This is a genomic window from Cupriavidus sp. P-10 (assembly GCF_003402535.2).
Lineage (GTDB): Bacteria > Pseudomonadota > Gammaproteobacteria > Burkholderiales > Burkholderiaceae > Cupriavidus.
In genome coordinates this window covers 732,358-754,294 of record NZ_AP025171.1, presented here as the reverse complement: position 1 = coordinate 754,294, position 21,937 = coordinate 732,358, and the positions used below count along the sequence as shown (strand labels likewise).

The 21,937-nt window shown below is 65.3% G+C and carries 22 protein-coding genes and 1 pseudogene; 17 read left to right on the top strand and 6 right to left on the bottom strand.

What is annotated here, in order from left to right; all coding sequences use genetic code 11:
- Positions 1-186: 186 nt before the first annotated feature.
- The gene (locus CTP10_RS20535; RefSeq protein ID WP_158577669.1) at positions 187-1,092 is read right to left on the bottom strand and encodes a LysR family transcriptional regulator; all 906 of its coding nucleotides are present in this window, start codon (positions 1,090-1,092) and stop codon (positions 187-189) included.
- Positions 1,093-1,235: 143 nt separating this feature from the next.
- Here CTP10_RS20535 and CTP10_RS20530 point away from each other — a divergent pair, with 143 nt between their 5' ends.
- The 4 genes from CTP10_RS20530 to CTP10_RS20515 all read left to right on the top strand — a co-directional run bounded on the left by CTP10_RS20530 (position 1,236) and on the right by CTP10_RS20515 (position 5,102).
- Positions 1,236-2,228, top strand: coding sequence for a hydroxyacid dehydrogenase (locus CTP10_RS20530; protein ID WP_116319785.1), 993 nt, complete (start codon positions 1,236-1,238; stop codon positions 2,226-2,228).
- A gap of 62 nt (positions 2,229-2,290) precedes the next feature.
- The gene (locus CTP10_RS20525) at positions 2,291-2,995 is read left to right on the top strand and encodes an RraA family protein (RefSeq protein ID WP_116319786.1); all 705 of its coding nucleotides are present in this window, start codon (positions 2,291-2,293) and stop codon (positions 2,993-2,995) included.
- Positions 2,996-3,039: 44 nt separating this feature from the next.
- The gene (locus CTP10_RS20520; RefSeq protein ID WP_233528130.1) at positions 3,040-4,014 is read left to right on the top strand and encodes a Bug family tripartite tricarboxylate transporter substrate binding protein; all 975 of its coding nucleotides are present in this window, start codon (positions 3,040-3,042) and stop codon (positions 4,012-4,014) included.
- A gap of 44 nt (positions 4,015-4,058) precedes the next feature.
- On the top strand, positions 4,059-5,102 hold the full coding sequence (locus tag CTP10_RS20515; protein ID WP_199414589.1) for an Ldh family oxidoreductase: 1,044 nt from the start codon (positions 4,059-4,061) through the stop codon (positions 5,100-5,102).
- Positions 5,103-5,114: 12 nt separating this feature from the next.
- Here CTP10_RS20515 and CTP10_RS20510 read toward each other — a convergent pair whose 3' ends face one another.
- Both CTP10_RS20510 and CTP10_RS20505 read right to left on the bottom strand, forming a co-directional pair.
- Positions 5,115-5,624, bottom strand: a complete 510-nt coding sequence (locus CTP10_RS20510) for an SRPBCC family protein (protein ID WP_442875239.1) — start codon at positions 5,622-5,624, stop codon at positions 5,115-5,117.
- Between the two features lie 328 nt (positions 5,625-5,952).
- The gene (locus tag CTP10_RS20505) at positions 5,953-7,164 is read right to left on the bottom strand and encodes an NAD(P)/FAD-dependent oxidoreductase (protein WP_116319790.1); all 1,212 of its coding nucleotides are present in this window, start codon (positions 7,162-7,164) and stop codon (positions 5,953-5,955) included.
- A gap of 275 nt (positions 7,165-7,439) precedes the next feature.
- Here CTP10_RS20505 and CTP10_RS20500 point away from each other — a divergent pair, with 275 nt between their 5' ends.
- From CTP10_RS20500 to CTP10_RS20460, 9 genes are all read left to right on the top strand, one after another.
- Positions 7,440-7,865, top strand: a complete 426-nt coding sequence (locus CTP10_RS20500; protein ID WP_116319791.1) for a cupin domain-containing protein — start codon at positions 7,440-7,442, stop codon at positions 7,863-7,865.
- A complete protein-coding gene (locus CTP10_RS20495) occupies positions 7,862-8,311 on the top strand; it encodes a carboxymuconolactone decarboxylase family protein (RefSeq protein WP_116319792.1) in 450 nt (149 codons plus the stop codon). The genes CTP10_RS20500 and CTP10_RS20495 overlap by 4 nt, the downstream gene beginning before the upstream one ends.
- 5 nt (positions 8,312-8,316) lie before the next feature.
- Complete coding sequence (locus tag CTP10_RS20490; RefSeq protein ID WP_233528131.1) at positions 8,317-9,000, top strand: TetR/AcrR family transcriptional regulator; 684 nt, start codon at positions 8,317-8,319, stop codon at positions 8,998-9,000.
- A 55-nt stretch (positions 9,001-9,055) separates the two neighbouring features.
- Positions 9,056-9,277: a DUF2798 domain-containing protein gene (locus CTP10_RS20485; protein ID WP_116319794.1), complete on the top strand. Its 222-nt coding sequence runs from the start codon at positions 9,056-9,058 to the stop codon at positions 9,275-9,277.
- A gap of 30 nt (positions 9,278-9,307) precedes the next feature.
- Positions 9,308-10,273: an alpha/beta fold hydrolase gene (locus CTP10_RS20480; protein ID WP_116319795.1), complete on the top strand. Its 966-nt coding sequence runs from the start codon at positions 9,308-9,310 to the stop codon at positions 10,271-10,273.
- A 131-nt stretch (positions 10,274-10,404) separates the two neighbouring features.
- On the top strand, positions 10,405-10,821 hold the full coding sequence (locus tag CTP10_RS20475) for an organic hydroperoxide resistance protein (RefSeq protein ID WP_271815898.1): 417 nt from the start codon (positions 10,405-10,407) through the stop codon (positions 10,819-10,821).
- Positions 10,822-10,938: 117 nt separating this feature from the next.
- On the top strand, positions 10,939-11,364 hold the full coding sequence (locus CTP10_RS20470) for a cupin domain-containing protein (protein WP_116319797.1): 426 nt from the start codon (positions 10,939-10,941) through the stop codon (positions 11,362-11,364).
- Positions 11,365-11,375: 11 nt separating this feature from the next.
- On the top strand, positions 11,376-12,692 hold the full coding sequence (locus CTP10_RS20465; protein WP_116319798.1) for an epoxide hydrolase family protein: 1,317 nt from the start codon (positions 11,376-11,378) through the stop codon (positions 12,690-12,692).
- Between the two features lie 219 nt (positions 12,693-12,911).
- Positions 12,912-13,283: a hypothetical protein gene (locus CTP10_RS20460; protein ID WP_199414590.1), complete on the top strand. Its 372-nt coding sequence runs from the start codon at positions 12,912-12,914 to the stop codon at positions 13,281-13,283.
- A gap of 111 nt (positions 13,284-13,394) precedes the next feature.
- On the opposite strand, the gene CTP10_RS20455 is transcribed toward CTP10_RS20460, so the two are convergent.
- Positions 13,395-14,282: a LysR substrate-binding domain-containing protein gene (locus CTP10_RS20455; RefSeq protein WP_233528132.1), complete on the bottom strand. Its 888-nt coding sequence runs from the start codon at positions 14,280-14,282 to the stop codon at positions 13,395-13,397.
- 273 nt (positions 14,283-14,555) lie between these two features.
- On the opposite strand from CTP10_RS20455, the pseudogene aspA reads away from it, so the two are divergent.
- From aspA to CTP10_RS20440, 3 genes and pseudogenes are all read left to right on the top strand, one after another.
- A pseudogene (gene aspA / locus CTP10_RS20450) lies at positions 14,556-14,780 on the top strand (aspartate ammonia-lyase); the annotation flags it as partial.
- Positions 14,781-14,788: 8 nt separating this feature from the next.
- Entirely contained in the window at positions 14,789-14,968 is a 180-nt protein-coding gene (locus tag CTP10_RS20445; protein WP_233528133.1) for a hypothetical protein, read from the top strand.
- Positions 14,969-14,991: 23 nt separating this feature from the next.
- A complete protein-coding gene (locus CTP10_RS20440; protein ID WP_116319801.1) occupies positions 14,992-16,428 on the top strand; it encodes an aspartate/glutamate racemase family protein in 1,437 nt (478 codons plus the stop codon).
- Between the two features lie 84 nt (positions 16,429-16,512).
- Here CTP10_RS20440 and glnA read toward each other — a convergent pair whose 3' ends face one another.
- On the bottom strand, positions 16,513-17,988 hold the full coding sequence (gene glnA / locus CTP10_RS20435) for a type I glutamate--ammonia ligase (RefSeq protein WP_116319802.1): 1,476 nt from the start codon (positions 17,986-17,988) through the stop codon (positions 16,513-16,515).
- A gap of 296 nt (positions 17,989-18,284) precedes the next feature.
- Here glnA and CTP10_RS20430 point away from each other — a divergent pair, with 296 nt between their 5' ends.
- Entirely contained in the window at positions 18,285-18,473 is a 189-nt protein-coding gene (locus CTP10_RS20430) for a hypothetical protein (protein WP_116319803.1), read from the top strand.
- A gap of 32 nt (positions 18,474-18,505) precedes the next feature.
- On the opposite strand, the gene CTP10_RS20425 is transcribed toward CTP10_RS20430, so the two are convergent.
- Positions 18,506-21,769: a bifunctional cytochrome P450/NADPH--P450 reductase gene (locus CTP10_RS20425; RefSeq protein ID WP_116319804.1), complete on the bottom strand. Its 3,264-nt coding sequence runs from the start codon at positions 21,767-21,769 to the stop codon at positions 18,506-18,508.
- Between the last annotated feature and the right edge of the window lie 168 nt (positions 21,770-21,937).

The window sequence follows — 21,937 nt, the reverse complement described above, 5'->3', positions numbered from 1 at the left end:
CGATAGCCCGGGTTGTTGGGCGGTCTCTCGCTGCCAGGCGAACAAAGGCCGACTTTTGCGCGAGGTCACGGCATGGATACGTATTACATCATCCACGCCGAAGTACAAGCCGGATGGCGCTCGCCGGCTCGCGCTGCGTTATGCGCCCGGCGGCACACGCGGCGGTCTTGGCATCCGTGCTACCGGTCAATCCAGCCGGTCAAACAAGGTCTTGCCGAACTCGTGCAGCAGCCCGATCAGCCTGTCCGCCACCGGCGACAGCGGCGCCCCCCTGCGGAACGTCACGCCGAAATTGCGCACCAGCGTGGCCGCCGGCAGCGGCACTTCCAGCAGGTCGCCGCCACTGGCGAGCAAGGTGCGCCGCGAGACAAAGGTCAGCAGCTCGGTGTCGGCCACCACGCGCGGGATCAGCGGGATCGAGTTGGTCTCGATCTGCACCACGGGCCGCGGCAGGTTGCGCGATTCCATGGTCTGGTCGAGCCAGTTCCGGCTCGGCACCGCGCGGTTGGGCAGCGCCCAGCGATAGCCGGCCAGCGACTCCAGCCCGGGCTTGCGCACGCGGAAGATCGGATGCCCTTTGACGGCCGCGACCACGACGGTGTCCTTCAGCAGCGTCTCGCAGTGGAACTCGTCATCCTCCTGGTCCGGCACGAAGCCGAGGATCACATCCACGCGCCCTTCGCGCAGGTCGTCGCGCAGTTCGTAGTTGTGGCGGATGCTCAGTTGCAGCACTACGTTGGGGGCTTCGCGCAGCAGCATCTGGCAGATGGGCGGCAGCAGGTATTCCGCGCCGAGGGGGCCGCTGCCCAGCCTGACGGTGCCCGCCACGCCGCGCGCGATGGCGCCCACCTCGTCGCGCACGAGGTCGGCCTCCTGCAGCAGGCCGGCGGCGCGGGCGCGCAGCGCGACCCCGGCCGCGCTCAGTTTCTGGCCCCTGCCGTCGCGCTCGAACAGCGCGGCGCCGAGCGAGGCTTCAAGGCGGTCGACCGCCTTGGTCAGGGTCGGCTGGCTGCGGTGCACCAGTTCGGCGGCGCGGCGGAAGTTGCCGGCGTTGGCGACGGCCAGGAAGTACTTGAGGTCACGCAGGTCCATGGCAGCGCTCCGCGGCATGCAGTCGGCCGTCGCTATGATTGGCCCGACTGATTACTTTCGTTTATCAAAACCAAAAAATTATAAGCTGGACGGCATCGAATCGGCGGACAAGAATTCGCTCCATCCTCCAACCGATCCGAGCCATGCCCTACACCGTCCTCGTTACCGCGCCGCGCCTTGCCGATGCCGGCGTCCGCCTGCTGGAAGCCGCCAACGCCCGCGTCCACTACTTGCCGGAAAGTGACCCGCAAGCGCTGCAGGCGTTGCTCGCCACCCTGCCGGTGGATGCGGTGATCTCGCGCACCGTCGAGCTGACCAGCGCGGCCATCGAAGCCTGCCCGACGCTGAAAGTGATCTCCAAGCATGGCGTAGGCGTCAGCAATATCGATGTTGCCGCCGCCACCGCCCGCGGCATTCCGGTCTACGTGACGCCGGGCGCCAATGCCCAGTCCGTGGCGGAGCTGACGCTGGCGCTGATGTTCGCGGCGGCGCGCCGCGTGCCGTGGATGGATCGCGAACTGCGTGCTGGCCGGTGGTCGCGCGCGCAGGATGGCGTGGAACTGCAGGGCCGCACCATCGGGCTGGTCGGCTTTGGGCAGGTGGCGCAGCGCGTCGCGCGCGTGTGCCTGGCGCTGGGCATGCGCGTCGCCGCGTTCGATCCCGCACTGGCCGGGGCTGCGGCACGGCCCGCCGACGTCGACTGCTGCGACACGCTGGACGCCCTGCTTTCCGTCAGCGACGTGGTCAGCCTGCACATTCCGCTGACCGCGCAGACGCGCGGCCTGATCGGCGAGGCGCAACTGGCCGCGATGAAGCCGGGCGCGATCCTGGTCAATACCGCGCGCGGCGAAGTCGTCGACGAAGCGGCGCTGGCCGCCGCGCTGCGCAGCGGCCATCTCCATGCCGCGGGGCTGGACACCATGGCCGTCGAACCGCTGCCCGCGGACAGCCCGCTGCTCGCGCTCGACAACGTCGTGCTGACCCCGCATGTGGGCGGCTCCACGCCCGCGGCGCTGGCCGCCATGGCCAGCGGTGCCGTGCGCAATGTGCTCGGCTACCTGCAAGGGACGCCGCCCGCGCCGGCGTGGTGCGTGAATCCAGGCGTTCTCGCGCCGGCAGTACGGCGCAGCGCCTGACCCCTTTCCCCTTGCCCCCTTATCCCCTTACCCATTCCACGATGCTTCCCAAGGAGACCCCGATGAGCACCGAGCAAGCCACCGCCCTGTCCTGGCCGGCGGGATACCGCATCAACCCCTGCGCCGACGGCTTCGCGCCCGCGCTGCTGGCGGCATTCCGCGAGCTGCCCGTGGCGGCGATCGGCGATGCGATGAGCCGACAGGTCGGCACCATCGGCCTGCGCCCCTACCACCGCCGGCCGGAGACCGTGCTGTGCGGGCCCGCCGTGACCGTGCGCGTGCGCCCCGGCGACAACCTGATGATCCACAAGGCCCTGATGATGGTCCGCGCCGGCGATGTGCTGGTCATCGACGGCGGTGCGGACCTGACCCAGGCGCTGGTCGGCGGCCTGATGCGCACCACCTGCGTGGCCAGGCGGCTCGGCGGGCTGGTGATCGACGGGGCGATCCGCGACGTCCTGGAATGGGCGGAAGACGGCATGCCCATCTTTGCGCGCGGCAATACCCATCGCGGCCCGACCAAGGACGGCCCCGGCGAGATCAACGTGCCAGTGGTCTGCGCCGGCATGGCCGTATTGCCGGGCGACCTGATCGTGGGCGATGCGGACGGCGTGATCGCGGTCCCGGCGGCACAGGCGGCCGACGTGCTGGAGCGCACCCGCGCCCACCTGCAGAAGGAAGCGAAGATCCGCGCCGGCAATGCGGCGGGCACCTCGGACCCGGAACGCTTCGACGCCACGCTGCGGGCCAAGGGCCTGCCAGTCTGAGCGGCATCCGCGCCGGCTTACCCATAACGATGACGGAGACAACGATGCAACGACGCCAATTCCTCCAGTGCGGCGCCGCCGCGGCGCTGGCCGCTTCCGGCCTGGTACGCGCCCAGGGCCCCTGGCCGCAGAAGCCCATCCGGCTGGTGGTGCCGTTCCCGCCTGGCGGTGGCACCGATGCCACCTCGCGCCTGATCGCCGAGAAACTGACCACGCTGGCGCGCTGGACCCTGGTGGTCGACAACAAGCCGGGTGCCGGCGGCAATATCGGCCTGGACATGGTCGCGAAGGCCGCGCCGGATGGCTACACCATCGGCATGGGCCAGGCCGCCAACCTCGCCATCAATCCGGGCCTCTACCCGAAGATGCCGTTCGATCCGCTCAAGGATTTCACCGCGATCGCGGGCGTGGCGGCGCAACCGGTGGTGCTGGTAGTGCGGAAGGATGCGCCGTTCCGTGCGCTGGCCGACTTCCTGCAGCAAGCCAGGGCGCGCAGCGGCGAGATGGGAATCGCACAGGCCGGCAACGGCACGGTCGGACACCTGGCCGGCGAAATGCTGGCGCGGCGTGCCGGCGTGCGGGTCATGCAGGTGCCGTACAAGGGCGCGGGCCCGGCCATGAACGACCTGCTGGGCGGACAGGTGCCGGCCTATTTCGGCAATGCGGTCTCGGTGATGCCGCAGCTGGCCGCCGGCAGTATCCGTGCGTTGGCGGTGACCTCCGCGCAGCGGCTGTCGGCGCTGCCGTCGGTACCGACGGTCGCCGAACAGGGCTTCGCGGGCTTCGAGGCCACCACGTGGCTGGGCCTGGTCGCGCCGGCTGGATTGCCGGCTGACATCACGGCCAAGCTGTCCGCTACCACGCTGCAAGTGCTGGCGCGGGCCGACGTCCAGCAACGGCTGAAGCAGGAAGGCAGCGTCGCGACGCCGACCTCGCCCACGGCCTTTGCCGCGCATATCCGCGCCGAACACGCCAAGTGGGGCGCGCTGATCCGCGAGGCGCAGATCAAGCTGAGCTGACGCGCACCCTTGCCCGACTTCCTCCCTTCTTCTCAGGTATGACCGTGGACACGAACCCGACGCCCTATCCCTGCCTCCTGCAAGCCGTGACCGACATCTTCGCGGCCTACCTGCCCGCCGGCGATGCCGCCTACGTTGCCGGCTGCCTGGTCGATGCCGACGCGCGCGGCGTTGCCTCGCACGGCATCGGACGCATCCCGGTCTATACCAAGCGGCTGCGTCTCGGCGTGGTCAATCGCACCCCGAAGCTGGCGGTGACGCCTGGCGACGGCGCCACCGCCCATGTCGACGGGGACAACGGCATGGGCTACATCGTCGCCCGCAAGGCGATGGACGAGGCGATCGCACGCGCCCGGCAGCACGGCATCAGCCTGGTGCTGGCCTCGCGCAGCAATCATTTCGGGATGGCGGCGACGTACCTGCAGCAGGCGCTGGATGCGGGCCTCGGCGCGCTGGTGCTGACCAATGCGCCGCCGCTGATGCCGGTCTGGGGCGGCCGCACGCCATTTCTCGGCACCAGCCCCTTTGCCTTTGCCGCACCGGCGCGCGGTACGCCGATCATGCTGGACATGGCGACTTCCGTGGTGGCCTTCGGCAAGATCCGCCGCGCCGCGCGCCGTGGCGAAGCGATCCCGCCGGACTGGGCGCTGAACGCCAACGGCCAGGCCACCACCGATCCCAATGCCGCCATCGATGGCGTGGTGCTGCCGATGGCGGGCCCGAAGGGCTCCGGGCTCGGGCTGATGATGGAACTGATGGCGGGCGTGATGTCTGGTGCTGCTTTCGGCGGAGAGGTACGCAACCAGAACAGCGACTTCACGCAGCCGCAGGACGTCGGGCATGCGTTTATCGCGTTCAGGCCCGATGCGGGGCTGCCGCTCGGCGACTACTTCGCGCGCGCGGACGAACTGGTCGGCCGCGCCAAGGCCTCGCCGCTCGCCGACGGCTTCGATGCGATCGCGATGCCGGGCGAGCGCGAAGCGGCGCAGGCGCTGCGCTCGCGCAGCGAGGGGCTGCTGGTGTCCGGGCAGGACCGGGAGATGCTGGAGGCCGAAGCCGGGCTGGCGCTGACGTTCAAACCCCGGTAGGGCGACGCAGGACTACTCCAAGCGTGCGCCGCCATCAAGCCTGGCCTTGAGGCGCCGCACCGCTTCCGTCGACTCGGCCTCGACCTGCTTGCGCAATGCTGCCCAGTTGAGCAGCGAAAACAGCAAGGTCGGCGCCTGGTAAGTGAACTCACGCTCGAACCGCGTGCCGGCGCCGACCGGCGTCAGCGTGTAGGTGACCGTCCCCGCCTTCCTGCCATCGATGTCCCCGTCGATGCGCCAGGATGTCGGTGCCCGGCGCTCCGCTACCGTCCACACGACTGTCCCTTCGCGCCCCGCTACCCTGAAGTCCTCCGTCACCTGCTCGCCCGCCTGCAGCGAATGATCGGTGGCGCCGCGCACCGCCAGTGACGATGGATGCCATGCCGGCCAGTTCGCAGGCGTCGAGACATATTCGAATACCTCCGCGGGCGGCCGCTGGATCGTGGCTTCGCTGTGGATCCTTGTCATCGGCTGCCAGGGGAGCGGCGCAAAGAGCAACGCGGCAATCACGCCGGTGGCCACGAGGGCGCGGACGGCTGTCTTTCGGGATGGCATGGCGTGGGAGGCAGGAGAGAGGTGCCGGCCTTCACTATAGGCGTCCTTGCGGCCCGGCCCGCGACCTCGCCCAGCGCACTACCGACAAGGCGTCCGCCAGCTATGGCGGACAGGCGGTGCGGTAGTTGTCGGACCGGGCAGCCAACCGGCGGGGCGACAGGCCGGAAACTGCGCGCACGAAAACGCGAGAGCGCCTGAGCGCAACGAGGCTCCCTCGCTCCGCGCACAGGACTGCGCGGATGCAATGCAACAGGGCGATCCGTTGGATCGCCCTGTTTGCTTTTTGCGCGTGCCGTCAGGCAACAACGATGCGGCGCGGGTCAGCCAGCGCCAGCGCTTCCGCACGATCCGCGCTCGGCGGGTAGATCCACTCGGTATTGATCCGCGTCTTCAGCGCCTTGGCCACGCCGCCGGTCAGCTTGACCTGCCGGTTCCAGCCTTCCGTGTAGACAGCGCCCCACGGCCCCAGGTCCAGGCAGGTCACATACTTCGGCTGGCTATACGGGATCATGGCCTCGCCCACGAGGTCCGCCGCCACATTGTGCCCCGCCGAACGGCCGAGGTTCATCGCGTGCTGGCAGGACATCGCCGCAAAGTTGCCTTCGTCATCGGTCGCGGCATAGGCGCAATCGCCGGTGGCGAACACCTCATCGACACCCCTGACCCTGAGATCGCGATCGACGTGCAGCCGGCCCAGGCCATCGCGCTCCGCCGGAATCTGCGCGGTAAGTTCGCTGGCACGCGCACCTGCCGTCCAGATCACCGTATCCGCCTCGATGCGCTCGCCGCTCTCAAGCGTCACGCCGGTCGCATCGACAGCAGCGACGCCAGAGCCGAGCTTCCAGGTCACGCCCAACTCCGTCAGCGCCTGCGTGATCACCGGTCGCGGCCCCGCACCCAGGTCAGGTCCGATCTCGGCATTGCGCTCCACCATGATCACGTTCACTGCGGCGTCCTCGCCCAGGACTTCGCGCAGGCGGGCCGGCATTTCCGCGGCCGTCTCGATGCCGGTGAAGCCGGCACCCGCGACCACCACCGTATTGCGCCCGGCACGATCCGGCCGGCTGGCCAGGTTATGGAGATGCGCTTCGAGCTGCGCTGCGTCGGCGACCTGGTCGACATTGAATGCATGCTGGTCCAGGCCAGGAATCTGCGGACGGAACAGCCGGCTTCCCGCGGCGAGCACCAGGCGGTCATAGCCGATGCGCTGGCGCGAGCCCTCCGTGCCGACACCCGCAATGCTCACATTGCGGTTCGCGACGTCGATGTGCTCCACCCTCCCCTGGATAAACCGCACGCCGACGGCCTTGAAGATCTCTTGCAGCGGCGCCTTCATCCCGTTCGGATTCTGCTCATAGAGACGCGGGCGGACATGTAGTTCGGGTTCCGGCGCGACCAGCGCGATTTCCACGTCGGTGCGCCCGACCTGGTCAAGCAGACGGGCCGAAGCCAGTGCGCTCCACATGCCGGCAAAGCCGGCGCCGATGACAAGAATGCGTTGGGACATCTTCAAGCTCCTGAATCAAACCTCGGTTTCGTGTGACAGGGCCGGCGCCGACGGTTGAGTGGCGCGCATGGATGCGTCGGCGAAATCCGAGCACATCCGGCCCTTAACTACGATCATATGAGTCGCAGTTAAGAAACGCAAGATTTTTTTAGTGCCTGCCTCGCGCGGTGAACCTGCGCGCAGGACTTGCGCTTTCGCTGACGATCCACTATCGTTACTACGACTGCATAAGTCGTAGTTAAAACTCAGGACCAGGCTTTACCAAGGAGATCGACATGAAACCCCAACGCATTCTCTTGCCCTTCATGGCGGCAACCGCCATGGCATTCAGCGGCGCCGCGGCCGCGCACGGCCCCGAAGAAACGGTGAAGGAAAACTTCTCGCGATCGATCACGAACATTCCAGGGAAATCGATCGTCGCCGTGGAAGTCGTTTATCCGCCTGGCGGCGCCTCCGTGCCGCACTACCACGCAAAGTCAGCGTTCATCTATGCCTATGTCGTCTCAGGCAGCATTGCGAGCAAGGTGGACAACGGTCCGGAGCGCGTCTACAAGGCCGGCGAAAGCTTCCACGAAGAGCCCGGATCGCATCATCCGGTCAGCCGCAACGCGAGCCGGACAAAACCGGCGAAGCTCCTGGCTGTGTTCGTGGTGGATAGCGGCGAGAAAAACCTGACGACTTACGAAGGGAGCACGAAATGAGGCTGGACTACACAAAAGTGTCTCCTGGCGGTGTCAAGGCATTCGGCAATGTCTACGGATACATCCTGCAGTCGGGGCTGGACAGCGTCCTGGTGGAGCTGACCTATCTTCGCGTCAGCCAGATCAATGGCTGCGCCTACTGCCTGGACATGCACACGCGAGACCTGTTGAAGAAAGGCGTGTCGGTCACGAAGCTCGCACTCGTGCAAGCCTGGCGCGAGGCAGGCGACCTTTTCAGTGAGCGCGAGCAGGCCGCACTCGAATGGGCGGAGTCGGTGACACGCGTAGCGGAAACGCACGTCCCGGACGACGCGTTCCACAGGGCCGAAGCGGTCTTCAGCGAAAAGGAACTCGCCGACCTGACGATGGCCATCAGCCTGATGAATGCATTCAACCGCCTGGCAATCAGCTTTCGCCGCCCGCCGGAAGTGCAGCACCAGGACTGAGAATCATGGCGTTTGCTTCGGCTGACACCTCGTGCGACATGGGCCAGCCATCACATGGATGGACTGTCCTTGACAAAAATACCGATTGGTATATTCTGGCCTGCATGAACAAAGCCGAACGCACCCGCCAGCTCATCGTCGAGAAGACAGCGCCCATTTTCAACACAAAGGGCTATGCCGGAACATCGCTGGCCGACATGACCGAGGCCACCGGCCTGACCAAGGGCAGTGTCTACGGCAACTTTGCCAACAAGGAAGAGGTGGCTCTGGCTGCATTCGACCACAACTGGAAGCAGGTGCAATCCGCGGTCCGCAACGAAATGGCCGCGAAAACCACCAGCATGGAAAAGCTGCTTGCCCTGACTGGCGTGTACGAAAACCTTCCTGAAGGTTTTCCGGAGGGCGGATGCCCGCTGCTCAACACCGCCATTGAAGCCGACGACACCCACCCCGCCCTGCGGGAAAAGGCCCTGGAGGCTTTCCGGAGCTGGCAGTCGAATCTGGTATCGGTCATCAAGGCAGGCATTGCTTCGCGGGAATTCCGCCGGGACGTCGATCCCGAGCAGGCCGCCGTCACCCTGATCGCGCTGATCGAGGGTGCCGTCATGATCTCGCGGCTGACTGGAAACGCGGCCTACAACAAGGCCGTCATGTCGGCAGTGGAAAAAACCGTGGTCGACCTCGCCTGATTTTTTTGCCCCAAAATATACCGATTGGTATTTTTTCATCACAAAGGAAGTAGCCATGGACCTGCATCTGAAACGGAAAATCGCCTTCGCACTGTCGATGGGTGTCGTGACCACGGGGATCATCTCCTTCGCCCTGCTCGCTCTGAATATGGGGTTCTCGGAAGGCTTTGCGCTGACGTGGCTGCGCTCCTGGGGCCTCGGCTACGTGATCGTCATTCCCGCCATCCTGCTGGTCGGGCCGCGCCTGCAGGCGCAGGTCGAGCGCTGGGTCCAGTGACGCCGCATGCCACGTCCGGGAACTGCTGATATGTCCAGGAATCTGCTGCGGCGGCTGCTTGCCATCGCCCTCATCCTCGGCGCTGCCACGGCGTCGGCCATCGCCCATGCCGACGCCACCGTGCGAAAGCAGGCACGACAACCCGATATCGGATGGATCGAGATAGACAGGGACATTTCGCTGAGGCGAATGGTGGTGCACCACCCCGGCGCGAAAGGGACCGTCCTCTTCCTGCACGGTTTCCCGGAAACCCTGTACGCATGGAAGGACATCGCCGTGTCGCTGGGCGATGACTTCGAAGTGCATGCCATCGATTGGCCCGGCTACGGTCTCTCGTCGCGCCCCACGGCCGACAAGTTTTCCTATGCGCCCAGGGACTATGCGCGCGTCCTGCAGGCATACATCCGCAAGGCAGGCATCGACACGTCCCGGCTGACCATCTATGCCACCGATATCGGCGCGCTGCCCGCCCTGCTCCTGGCGCTCGACGAACCGGACATTGCGAGAACGATCATCGTGGGCGACTTCGCCCCGCTTGACCGGCCGCAGTACATGTACGAAAGCCTGCAGAGCCTGAAGGCGCAGCCGTCGGCCGAACTGGCCCGCGCCCAGTTGAACCGGAACCGCGACGATGTCTTGCAAAACGCCTACCGGCGCGGCCTGCCCACGGAAGCGCAGTTCGACATCTCGCCCGAACTCCGGGACGACATGGCCCGCGGATGGAGCCACGGCGCGATGACGTCTGCCGATGCCTTTTACCACTACTACTCGCACTTTTCGCGCGACCAGGCATACCTGGAGGCGAACCTGCACCGGCTCAAGACACCGGTCAAGGTGGTCTGGGGTGAAAAGGACATCTATATCCGGAAGGAAATGGGGATCGAGTTTGCGCAGAAGGCGCATGCACCGTTCACCGAGCTTCCTGGCATCGGGCACTACCCGCATCTGCAGGACCCGCAGCAAGCCGTGCAAGAGGTTCGCGCTGCATTCCGATAACTCGCATTGCAGGCGGTCCAGGTCTCCGATCCGACTTGCTCCGCCTGCATCGCATCGCCGGTACACGCCACCTCCGGCGATGCCCTGTCCCACGTGGCAACCCCCTCTCAACCTGGAACATCCTGTCAATGATCAATGCCATCGAGAAAGTGATTTACACCGGCAAGACCCACACCACTGGCGGCCGCAACGGGCACGCCCGGAGCGCAGACGGTCGCCTGGCCGTTGACCTGTCCTCCCCCGGCACCGCTGGTGCCGGTACCAACCCCGAACAGCTGCTAGGCGCCGGCTGGTCAGCATGCTTCCTTGGCGCGATTGCCAAGGCAGCCCAGGCGGCCAACGTCGCGCTGCCGGCTGACGCGGCCGTCGATGCGGAAATCGATCTTGGCCAGGCGGCACAAGGCTACTTCCTCGCGGCGCGTCTGCATGTCAGCCTGCCCGGCGTGGAGCGCCAGGTGGCACAGTCCCTTGCCAGCACCGCCCATGAAATCTGCCCGTACTCGAAAGCCACGCGCGGGAACATCGATGTCGAGATCCACATCGTCTGAGGACGGCCGGATCTCACCCACTACATAAGAGACGCGCCCACCCCGCGTGAACGCATTGGCCAACGCTGGCCAATGCGTTCACCGCAGCGTCCTGCACACAACAAGGAAACCTGCCTCATGAACATGCCTCGGCTTTTCGCCTCCGCCCTGCTTATTGCCAGCAGCAGCCTGCCTCTGCTGAACGCCCACGCGCAACCTTCCGACATCCAGCGCACCGACCTGATCCACCACGCACTCAGCATTCCCGGCCGCGATGCCATCCAGGTCCGCGTCGACTTCGACCCCGGCGCCTTCGCGGCCAGGCACTCGCACCCTGGCGAAGAAATCGCCTATGTGCTGCAAGGCACGCTGGAATACCAGCTCGACGACAAGCCGCCAGTCACGCTGAAGACCGGTGAGGCGCTGTTCATCCCGGCCGGCAGCGTTCATTCGGCACGCAATGTCGGTAGCGGCAAGGCGTCGGAACTGGCGACCTACATTGTCAGGAAGGACGTGCCGCTGCTGGTGCCGGCCAAGCCATCCGGCAAGGCCAGCGCGCAATGACGAAGCCTCGCATGAACGCGCAATCGTCCGATAACACAACCGACCTGCCGCGCCGTTCCCTGTTGTTGGGCGGCGTGGCGAGCGCGGCCCTCTCGCTCTTTTCACCGCGGCTGGCTCTTGCCGGGCAGTCCGCGCCGGCGCGCACCGGCGCGTCCGATGCGATCCGCCCGTTCCGCGCGCGGATCCCGCAATCGGCCCTGGACGATCTGCGCCGCCGGCTGATGGCGACGCGATGGCCCGATCCGGAAACCGTGCCAGACCGGTCCCAGGGCGTACAACTCGACAAGCTGCGGCCGCTCGTGCGCTACTGGGCTACGGGCCATGACTGGCGCAAGGCCGAGGCAAGACTGAATGCCTGGCCCCAGTTCGTGACGAACATAGACGGCGTGGATATCCACTTCATCCATGTCCGATCGCGCCATGAGAACGCGCTGCCGCTGGTCATGACGCACGGCTGGCCCGGGTCGGTCTTCGAGTTGCTCGACAGCATCCGTCCGCTGACGGATCCCACCGCATACGGCGGCAGCGCGGCCGATGCATTCCATCTGGTGATCCCGTCGCTGCCGGGCTTCGGCTTTTCCCAAATGCCCGGGGGCACCGGCTGGAACCCGGACCGCATCGCCCGCGCGTGGGACGTGCTGATGAAGCGTCTCGGCTATGCGCGGTACGTGTCGCAAGGCGGCGACTGGGGCGCGATCGTCTCCGACGCACTTGGCCGCCTCGCGCCTGAAGGGTTGCTAGGCATTCACGTCAACCGTATCGAGCGCGCGACGACGCTGCCGCCGGCGCTCGCCATGGCGCTGAAGACCGGCGAGCCCGCCCCGTCCAGCCTGACCGCCGAGGAGAAGCAGGTGTTCGACGAGGCGAGGGACTTCCTCAGCAAGGGATTCGGCTACGCCGCCCTCATGCAGACGCGCCCCCAGACCATCGGCTTTGGCCTGGCCGATTCGCCAGTGGGGCTGGCGGCATGGATTTATGACAAGCTGGCCGACTGGGTCTACACGCGCGGCGATCCCGAGCGGGCATTGGGCCGTGACGCGATCCTCGACAACATCTCGCTCTACTGGCTGACGAACACCGGCGAGTCCAGCGCACGGATCTACTGGGAGACCAGCGCCGCACCGGCAAGGAGCGGCCCCGTCACCGTTCCGGCGGCGGTGACGGTCTTTCCGGGCGAGGTCTACCGGCCACCGAAGGCCTGGCTGGCGCGGGCCTATCCCAACCTGGTCTATTACAACCAGGTTGCCAGGGGCGGTCACTTCGCGGCGTGGGAAGAGCCGGAGCTGTTCAGCGCGGAGTTGCGGTCGGCGTTCCGGTCGTTGCGCTAGGGCAAGCCGATCCTGCAACGGCCTCGCCAGGTCGGGAATCTTGATTCCCGACCCACTTCAGGGCTTGCGCCTACGGATACGCATCGCTGATGCCGCGCGCATGAAGTATTTTTATAAGGCCGGTGCGCGCCTGCCGCCGGAAAGGCCCGCGGGACTTGTGCAACCGTAATTCGGTTCTTGCATGGCAGGCTGTGCCCGGGGCCGTGACAGGAGCGTGCCATGTCCGTAGCACTTCGATCCTCGCTTTGCCAATTCCTCATTGCCTGCTGCCTGGGCATCGCTGCCTGCGGCGGGGGTGGGGACGACGAGGGCGATGGCAGCGCCAGCGGCACGGGCGAGCTGATGATCTCCATCTCCGGCCTGCCGTCCGGGACGTCGGCGGCCATCACGGTACTGGGACCCGGCGAGTTCCGCCAGACCCTGACCCAGCCGTCCACGCTGACCCTGGCTCCCGGCAGCTACACCGTCGTTGCCGCCAACGTGCTGACGAGCAGCGGACTCCTCCAGCCGCAACCGCCCTCGCAGACCGTGGGGGTGGCCGCGGGCGCACGTGCTTTGGCCAACGTGATCTACGGTCCGCCGGAAATGTAGCAACCTTGCTGACTCAGGTTGCCGTTCGCCGCACCAATCTTGCTGACGGCAACCCTCGGCGATTTGCGCCTGTTCGTGGCTGTGCGCGCCGGCCCTGGATATCGCGCATTCCTATGCGCCTCGGTTGACAGAATCTTCCAACGATTTCCACAGGTCTTGCATAGTGGGGTTCGTATTGGCGATTGCGCGATAGGACCGAATCTCCAGTTGCGCGCTCCACTCGTCGCCACCGGCGCGGACAAGCCGGCCTGCGTCGATTTCCTCGCTGACGGCGCTGAACGGAAGCCAGGCAACCCCGTATCCCTCGACAACCATTTTCATCAGCAACATCGCCATGTCTGTTTCGTAGCAAGCGCGGAAATGGTAGGCGGTATCCACGCTATTCAGAATCACGTCGACCACGCGTCCCATGAAGGTCGTCGCCGTATAAGCGAGATATGGCAGAGGGGACGCTGACGAGCCAGGCAGCGCGAACATTGGTGCGCCACGACCGTTCGGCGCGGAAACGGGGATAAACGCTTCCTGTCCCAAGGTCAGGCTTGCAAATTTGTCCTCGTCCAGCTGCATCGGGACGAGCGGATGGTGATACCCAATCATCAGGTCGCAATTGCTCTCGGCAAGCGCGATGACGGCGTCGTGGACATTGGCTGCGACGACGCGGGCATTGAAATCCCCGGAACGCTGGTGAAACTGCTTCAGCCATTTGGGCAGGAAGGTCAGTGACAGTGTGTGCCCGGCGGTGATCTGGATGGAGCGTCCAGGCATCCTGGCCTCCTGCCGCAGCGCTGAGCGGACCTCGGTCAGCGCGCCGACCGACTCCTTGCTCTGCTCACAAAACCGCCGGCCGGCGGAGGTCAGTTCGACCGGGTAGGTTGCACGGTCGACCAGTTCGACCCCGACCCAGTCTTCGAGCGACTTGACCCGGCGAGAAAGCGCCGACTGAGTGACGAATCGCAATTCGGCCGCGCGGGAAAAGCTTCTGGTCTGCTCGATGGCCAAGAGGTCTTCTATCCACTTCAATTGCAATTGTGCCGCTCCTCGTTGCCGACAGGCTCATCGATGTTGGCCGTCGTGGTAAACCCGGACTTCACCGGTATTGTTTGCCTAAAAAGTGCCATTAACTCCGCTTTCAGGCGTGTTAAAAGCATTCCATGCGACGCTTTCTCAAACTATTCCGGTATGGAATAGTTTGAGTGTACATCCTCATCAGCTCGGTTTCTTTGCGCTCCTAGAATCTGGTTGCGCCAATCAGGCGCACTGATGAGGAACGCGATGAGCAAGGAAGAATTTTTCAGGGGGACGCGACGCGAGCACGATCTGCTGGGCTACCGCGAGGTGCCGGCAGACGCGTACTACGGCATCCATACGCTGCGGGCGCTGGAGAATTTCCCGATTTCGGGCGACCCCATTTCGAAGTATCCCGAACTGATTGTCGCCCTGGTCGACATCAAGGAGGCGGCCGCACTCACGAACCGGGACCTCGGCCTGCTGGATGACGCGCGCTGTTGAATCCTTACATCGGCTACGCCAGTTCCACGGAAGTTGCACGGGAAGCCCTGGAAACCGGACGCAAGGTCGCTGACATCGTTCTTGAACGCGAACTTCTCTCGGCGGCAGCACTGGCGGAGATCTTGCGACCCGAGGTCCTGACCGCCCCGCGTGCACCGGTTGCACTCAACCAATAAGGCTTTATTGTCATCTCACAAGCATGCAACAGCTCACGTTCGGAATCATTGGCGGGCTCGGCGCACTGGCCGGCGCCGACCTCTTTCTCAAGCTGGTCAAGAGCCGTGCGGTCATGGCCGACCAGGGTCGGTACCACTTCCTGTTCGAGCAGCATCCGTTTCGCGATGTAGCGATGCCACTGACCCGCAATGCGAGCATGACCAGCCGCAAGCTCTATGTCTTCAAGACTTGCCAGTCCTTCGAAAGCAGGAAGGTCGATGCGGTGCTCATGCCTTGCTTTGCGTCCCACACCTTCCGTGAAGAGCTTCAGGCGGAACTGTCGGTGCGCCTCGTCAATATGCTCGATGCATTGGTGCCCACGCTGAATGACGCCTTGCCCCGCGGTGGAAAAATCGGCGTTCTTGCTTCGGACTTCGTGCGTCAGTCGCGGCAATTCGATGAGAGCTTCGGCCGCGATTTTGAGATTGTGTATCCCTCCGAAGCAACGCAGGGCAGTTTGATGGATGCGATTTATGGTCCTGGAGGCATCAGGTCCGGCAATACGGAAGGCCTCGCTCTGGAGCGGATTTGCCAGGCCTGCCAGGAACTGATCGAACTTGGCGCGGAGCTGATTGTTCCAGGCATGACCGAACTCTCACTCGTGGCTGCGGCCTTGCAGCGGCGCGGCATCGCATTTGTCGATGTGAACCAGGTCTATGCGGACTATGCCACCACCCTGGCGGACGGGCAGGTCAATCTCGCGTTCAAGCTGGGCATCGTCGGTGGCGTTGGGCCCGCCGCGACGGTCGACTTCATGGGAAAAGTCGTCAAGAACACCACTGCGGCGAAGGATCAGGACCATATCAAGATGGTCGTCGAGCAAAACCCTCAAATTCCGGACCGTACGGCAAACCTCCTGCACCAGGAGGCCGACCCGACGGTTGCGCTCTTCGCCACGTGCAAGCGGCTGGAGTCCGAAGGCGCGAATGCGATTGCAATTCCCTGCAATACGGCGCATGCCTATGTCGAGCGTATCCAGCCTCACCTGTCCGTACCGATCGTCAATATGCTGACGGAGACGGTCCGGCATATCGTCGACAAGTATGGCCAAGGCTCGAAGGTTGGCCTGCTTGCGACATCAGGCACCGTGGAAAGCCGCGTCTATCACGAAGCCGCCGCGGGCCACCTGGAACTCATCACGCCAGCGCCAGAGATCCAGCAGATGGTCATGGATGCCATCTACGGCGCTGAAGGCGTCAAGGCAGGCCATACGCAAGGCCATTGCGCCGAGTTGCTGCGCGCTGCCATTGCTCACCTGCACGGCAAAGGCGCCAGGGTGCAGATTCTCGGCTGCACCGAACTCCCGTTGATATTTGCGCAAACGGATCAATTCGAGGTTGGAAGCGCGCCGACCGTTTCTCTGGTCGACCCTACGGACGTGCTGGCAAAGCGTTGTGTCCAGCTTGCGCGATCTGCCTGAGACCTTTTGACCTTTTGACCTTTTGAAGACCGGAGAAAGGCCGTCGGCGCGCTCGCCGTTCCAGCACCATCAGCGCGCCACTGATCAAATGTCGAAGTAGAGATGGAACTCCCACGGGTGCGGCCGCAACTTCAATGTATCAATCTCGCGCGTGCGCTTGTAATCAATCCACGTACTGATCAGGTCTTCAGTGAAGACATCCCCCTTCCGCAGGAAGGCTGAATCGGCTTCCAGTGCGGAAAGCGACTCTTCGAGGGAACCTGGAACCTGCCGGATGCTGGCGGCTTCCTCGGGTGGCAGATCATAAATGTTCTTGTCGAGCGGGTCGCCGGGGTCCGTCTGGTTTTCAATGCCGTCAAGGCCGGCGAGCAGCATTGCCGAGAAGGCGAGATAGGCATTGGCCGACGGGTCAGGACAGCGGAATTCAACGCGTCTGGCGCTTGGGGAATCCGAAACCATGGGAATCCTGGCTGCGGCAGATCGGTTGCGCTGCGACATGGCCAGATTGACAGGCGCCTCGTATCCAGGCACCAGTCGCTTGTATGAGTTTGTGCTCGGCGCGCAGAAAGCCATCAGGGCGGGGGCGTGCCTGAGCAAGCCGCCTATGTACCACCGGCACATCTGGGATGTCTGCGCCCAACCGTCCTTGTCATAGAAGAGGTTCTCGTCGCCGCGCCACAGGCTCTGGTGGCAATGCATGCCGCTCGCGTTGTCGGCAAACAGGGGCTTGGGCATGAATGTGGCGACCTTGCCGTGGCGGCGTGCAACATTCTTGCAGATATACTTGTACATCATCACGTTGTCTGCCATCCGGGTCAGAGGTGCAAAGCGCATGTCGATTTCATTCTGGCCCGCCGTGGCTACCTCATGGTGATGCACCTCGACCCGGACGCCTGCCTGCATCAGCGCGAGGACGATCTCGGAGCGGATGTCCTGCAGCGTATCGCTTGGCGGCACGGGAAAATATCCTCCCTTGTAGGACTGCTTGTAGCCAAGATTGCCTCCGCCATAGGCGCCTTCGTCACGGCCCGAGGCCCATTCGCCTTCGGCGGATTCGACATAGTAGTAGCCGGAGTGCTGGTCCTGCCCGAAGCGAATGGAGTCGAAAACGAAGAACTCCAGTTCGGGGCCAACGTAGCAAACCGTAGCAAGACCGGTTTGCTGGAGGTACAGCTCCGCCTTACGCGCGATGTAGCGCGGGTCGCGCGAATACGGCTGGTGCAGGACAGGGTCCAGCACGTCGCAGATCAGCACCAGCGTTGGTGCCGTGCAAAACGGATCGATGAATGCCGTGGCCGGGTCAGGCCTGACCAGCATGTCGGACTCGTGTATTTCCTGGAACCCACGAATGGAAGACCCGTCGAACCCGATGCCGGCCGAGAACAAATCGTCGTTGACTTCTGGCAGCGTGATCGAGAAGTGCTGCCACACGCCGGGCAAGTCGGTGAACCTGAGGTCAACGACCTCGATAGCGTGCTTGTTGATCAGATCGATGACTTCACCGGGGTTTTGCGGCAGTGCAACGTGATAGCTGCCGGGTTCTATCGAGACCGTGGTCATAACTGCCTCCGTCGTCTGGCCCCCGGAGCATAGTCCAACATTAGTCTGTCAACTTCCGATTGCAAAGTGCCTCACGGGCTTGCGCAAGCTGCCCGCTTTCCATGCCGTTGTTGGTGCGGCGCCATCCCTGATCGCACCAGTGTGCGTCGCCACCCAACAGCGCGCATGATGCGCCGCGCCGTCGGCATCACGCCCCCGCCGTTTCCATGCCGAAAGCTGCGCCCGTGCCCGACAGGCACGATGGTTGCAATCTCCCGGTCAGAGCGTCCCGCTCACCAATCCCTGGGAGAACTGCCATGAGCACCCTGATCATCCGAGACCTTGCCGGTCACCGCGCCCTCGACGCGAGCACCATGTCTGCAATCCACGGCGGCATCTATCGCACGCCGCAGCAGATCCTGGCGTTTGAGCTCACCCATTTGCCGGCGACGCCGGATGGTCGTGTGCTGGGCTCGGATGGCCAGTTGCACTTCCCCCCGATCTGACGGCCCTGGCGGCGGACGGGCACGTACGCTGGTCAGTTAAAGACGTCTTGCCGATAGCGCCCTGCCGCTACCAGCGCCGCCAGCCAGTCCGAAGCCGCCGCCTCGGTCATCCCGCCCTGCTCCGCGGCGATCCGGATCAGCGCCTGCCTGACCGCAGGCGCCATCTGCCGGCCATCCCCGCATACATAGATCACAGCGCCTGCGTTCAGCCGCGTCCAGATATCTGTCCGGCGCTGCCAGAGCAGATCCTGCACAAAGCGCGGCGCGCCATCGACGACCGAGTATGCGGTGTGGACGTCGGCCACGCCTTGCTTTTGCCAGCGGGCGACGTCTTCTCGATACAGCCAGTCGTGCGCCGGGTGCCGGCAGCCGTAGTACAACTGCACCGGCGCCACCGCCTCTCCGGCGGCCTGCTGCGCCGCGCGTTCTTCCAGGAAGCCGCGGAACGGTGCGATGCCGGTGCCGGGCCCGACGAGGATCATCGGGACACCCGCCGCCTCGGGCGCGAACGGCGGATTGGGTGTGCGAATGACGCCCGCTACTACCACGCCGGGTGCGAGGCCCTGCAGCCAGGTGGAAGCCACGCCACGGAACGTGCCGCGGCCCGACAGCGCCGGCGCGCAAACCGTGCCGACGGTGACGGTCGCCACGTCGGGCGAGACCAGCGGCGACGACGCGATGGAATAGAACCGTGGCCGCATCGGCACCGTGCAGGCAAGCAGGCCGGCCAGGTCCAGTTCGATCGCGGGAAACCGGTCAAGTACATCGGCCAGACCTAGCCGGCGCTGCGCGACTTGTGCTGCATAGCCAGCCGTTTCATCGTCCGAGGCAAGCTGCTGTAGCGACTGCTGAGTGAATGGGCAACGGGTTGCCTGCGCGAGGCTGCGCAGCGTGTGGCGCGAAACGACATCCTGCAGCTCCACGAAATGCGTCAGCAGTTGCCGCACGGAAAGCGCCTCGCCAACCGGCAGGCCGCGTGCCGCACCGGGCGCGGCAGACAAGGTGACGATGGCCTCCGGGTCGGCAGCGATCCGCTCGCAAAGCGCGGTGACGATCTCTGGCCGGTTCTGCGGATAGACGGCAAGGTGGTCGCCAGTGCTATAGCGCGCGCCTTCCGGCAAGCGCAGCCGGATATCGCGCGTGGAAGTCCGCGGCGCCTCGCGCGTGAAGTCCCACAGGCCGTCGGGATCGTTCACCAGTTCCGTGTTCGACAGCACCGTGAAGCCCTGTGTATTGGGCGGCAGCGTCGTCGCGCGGATCTCGGCCACGCCCCGCAGCTGTACCTGCACAGCCGGCACTTGTGGCGAACCGCTGGCGCCGTCGCCGCCCTGCAGCGACTGCCACAACAGGGCCAGCCAGCGTTCCGCGGCGTGGTCGAAGTCGCCGTTGCCGTCGGCCTCGCCACGCGGCAGCAGTGGCGTGGCACCGGCACTGGTGAAGAACTCGAATACCCGGCGCGGGAAGGCCTGGTAGGTCGGCCATTGCGAATTGCCGCAGCCCAGCACCGCAACGCGCAGCTCCGGCGCGCGGTAGCCGCCGGCGGCGTTGCTGTCGAGCAGTTCTTCGAAGCGACGGGCGGAATCCGGGGCGCGGCCGTTATACGTCGCGGCCACGATGACAGCCATGCCGCTGGCGGGCAAGGCATCGGCGATCTCGTCGAGGTCGCGCAGGGTTGCATCGAATCCCGCGGCCAGCGCGCCGGCGTGCACCTGCTCGGCCAGTTCGCGCGCGGTGCCGAGGCTGGACCCGCACAGGACGGCAAGCGGGCGCCCCGCGCCTTGCACTTCGGCGCTGGCCGCCGGCGCCTGCCCTGCCGCGCCGACCGGCACCGCGGCGATGCGTTCATGCGGTCGGCGCCTGCGCGCGCGCATGGTAAAGCCATCGGGCTTGATCGTCAGCGTTTCCTTGATGCGGAACTGGTAGTCGTGCGCGTCGGTGAACTGGAAATTGCGCAGCATCAGCGCCAGCGCCAGCTTGGCCTCGGTCAGCGCGAACTGGCGGCCGATGCAGGCGCGCTCGCCATTGCCGAACGGCATGTAGGCGTGGCGCGGCAGCCTGGCCTCGTTCTCGGGCAGGAAGCGGTCAATGTCGAAGCGTTCGGGATCGGTCCAGACCTTGGGGTCGCGGTGCAGCGCGGTCAGCACGACGGACACGCGGCGGTCCTTGCGGATCAGGTAGCGGCCACCGAGCAGCGCGTCCTGGTACGGCGCGACGGCGAAAGCAGGCGCGGTGGGCCACAGCCGCAGCGTTTCCTTGAGCACGCGGTCGAGCACCGGCAGCCGTGCCAGGTCGGCGTACACCGGCGCGGTGTCGCCGGGCAGTACCGCGTCCACCTCGGCGTAAGCCTGCGCCATCACGCCGGGATTGCGCAGCAGTTCGTACAGGGCGAAGGTCAGTAGCCCGCTGGTGGTTTCGTGGCCGGCGATCAGGAAGGTGATGACCTGGTTGCGGATGTTCTCGTCGTCCAGGCGCAGGTCGGTGTCGGGGTCGCGCGCTTCGAGCATCAGCCCGAGCAGGTCCATGGCGGTGCCCTGCCGCTCGCCTTCGTCAGCGGCGCGGCGCCGGCGAACTACGTCGTCGACCAGTTCGCGCATGAAGCGCGTGTCTTCATCGAACTTGCGGTGCGCCGCGTGCATGAAGCGGTCTTGCAGTGCAAAGCGCGTGAGCCTGGACATCGCTTCTTCCAGCGCGCCGACCATGGCCTCGATAAACGGGTGCAGCTGCGCACTGGCGAACGAGTCGAAGTCATAGCCGAAGCCGGACAGCGCGATGGTATCGAGCGTCAGCCGCGTCATGTCGTCGGCGACGGCGATATCTGCGTCGGGGCCCTGCCGGTCCCATTTGTCGACCAGCCGGTTGGCCACGCGCAGCATCACGTCGAAATAGCCCTTCATCGCCCGCTGGCTGAAGGCCGGCATCAGGATGCGGTGCGCCTTGCCCCAGTTGGCCTCGTCGGTGTGGGCGGTGAACAGGCCGTCGCCGGCCATGCCGCGCAGGTAGGACAGCGGCGGGCCGATGTACTTGCGGAAGCGCGCGGCATCGCACACCTCGGCAGCCAGCGCGACCGAGGTGACGAACGGCACGCGCCGCCCGGCGAAGTCGAGCTCGAAGATGCCGTCATGGTGGCGGCTGCGCGCCAGCAGGTGCTGGCCCACCTCACCCGGCGTGATCTGCAGCAGGTTGCCGACCAGCGGCCAGCCGGGATCGCGCGGAATCGGCTCGGGCGCCGTGCGGGCGGCGGGATGGGTTGGCTCGGCAAGGGCGTCGGCGCCCGGGGACACGGTTGGGTGCGGCATGACTGGGGGGCGATTTGTGCAGTTTGCTCGGTTTGCGCGGTTTGCGCGATCTGCACCAAGGTCCGGGGGCCGGCGGGGCGATTGCCATCTGCCGCCGTTTCGTCTAACGTAGACAACTGTCTACCTCGGCGAAGAGTAGACAACCGTAGACACGGTGTCAACGCAGCA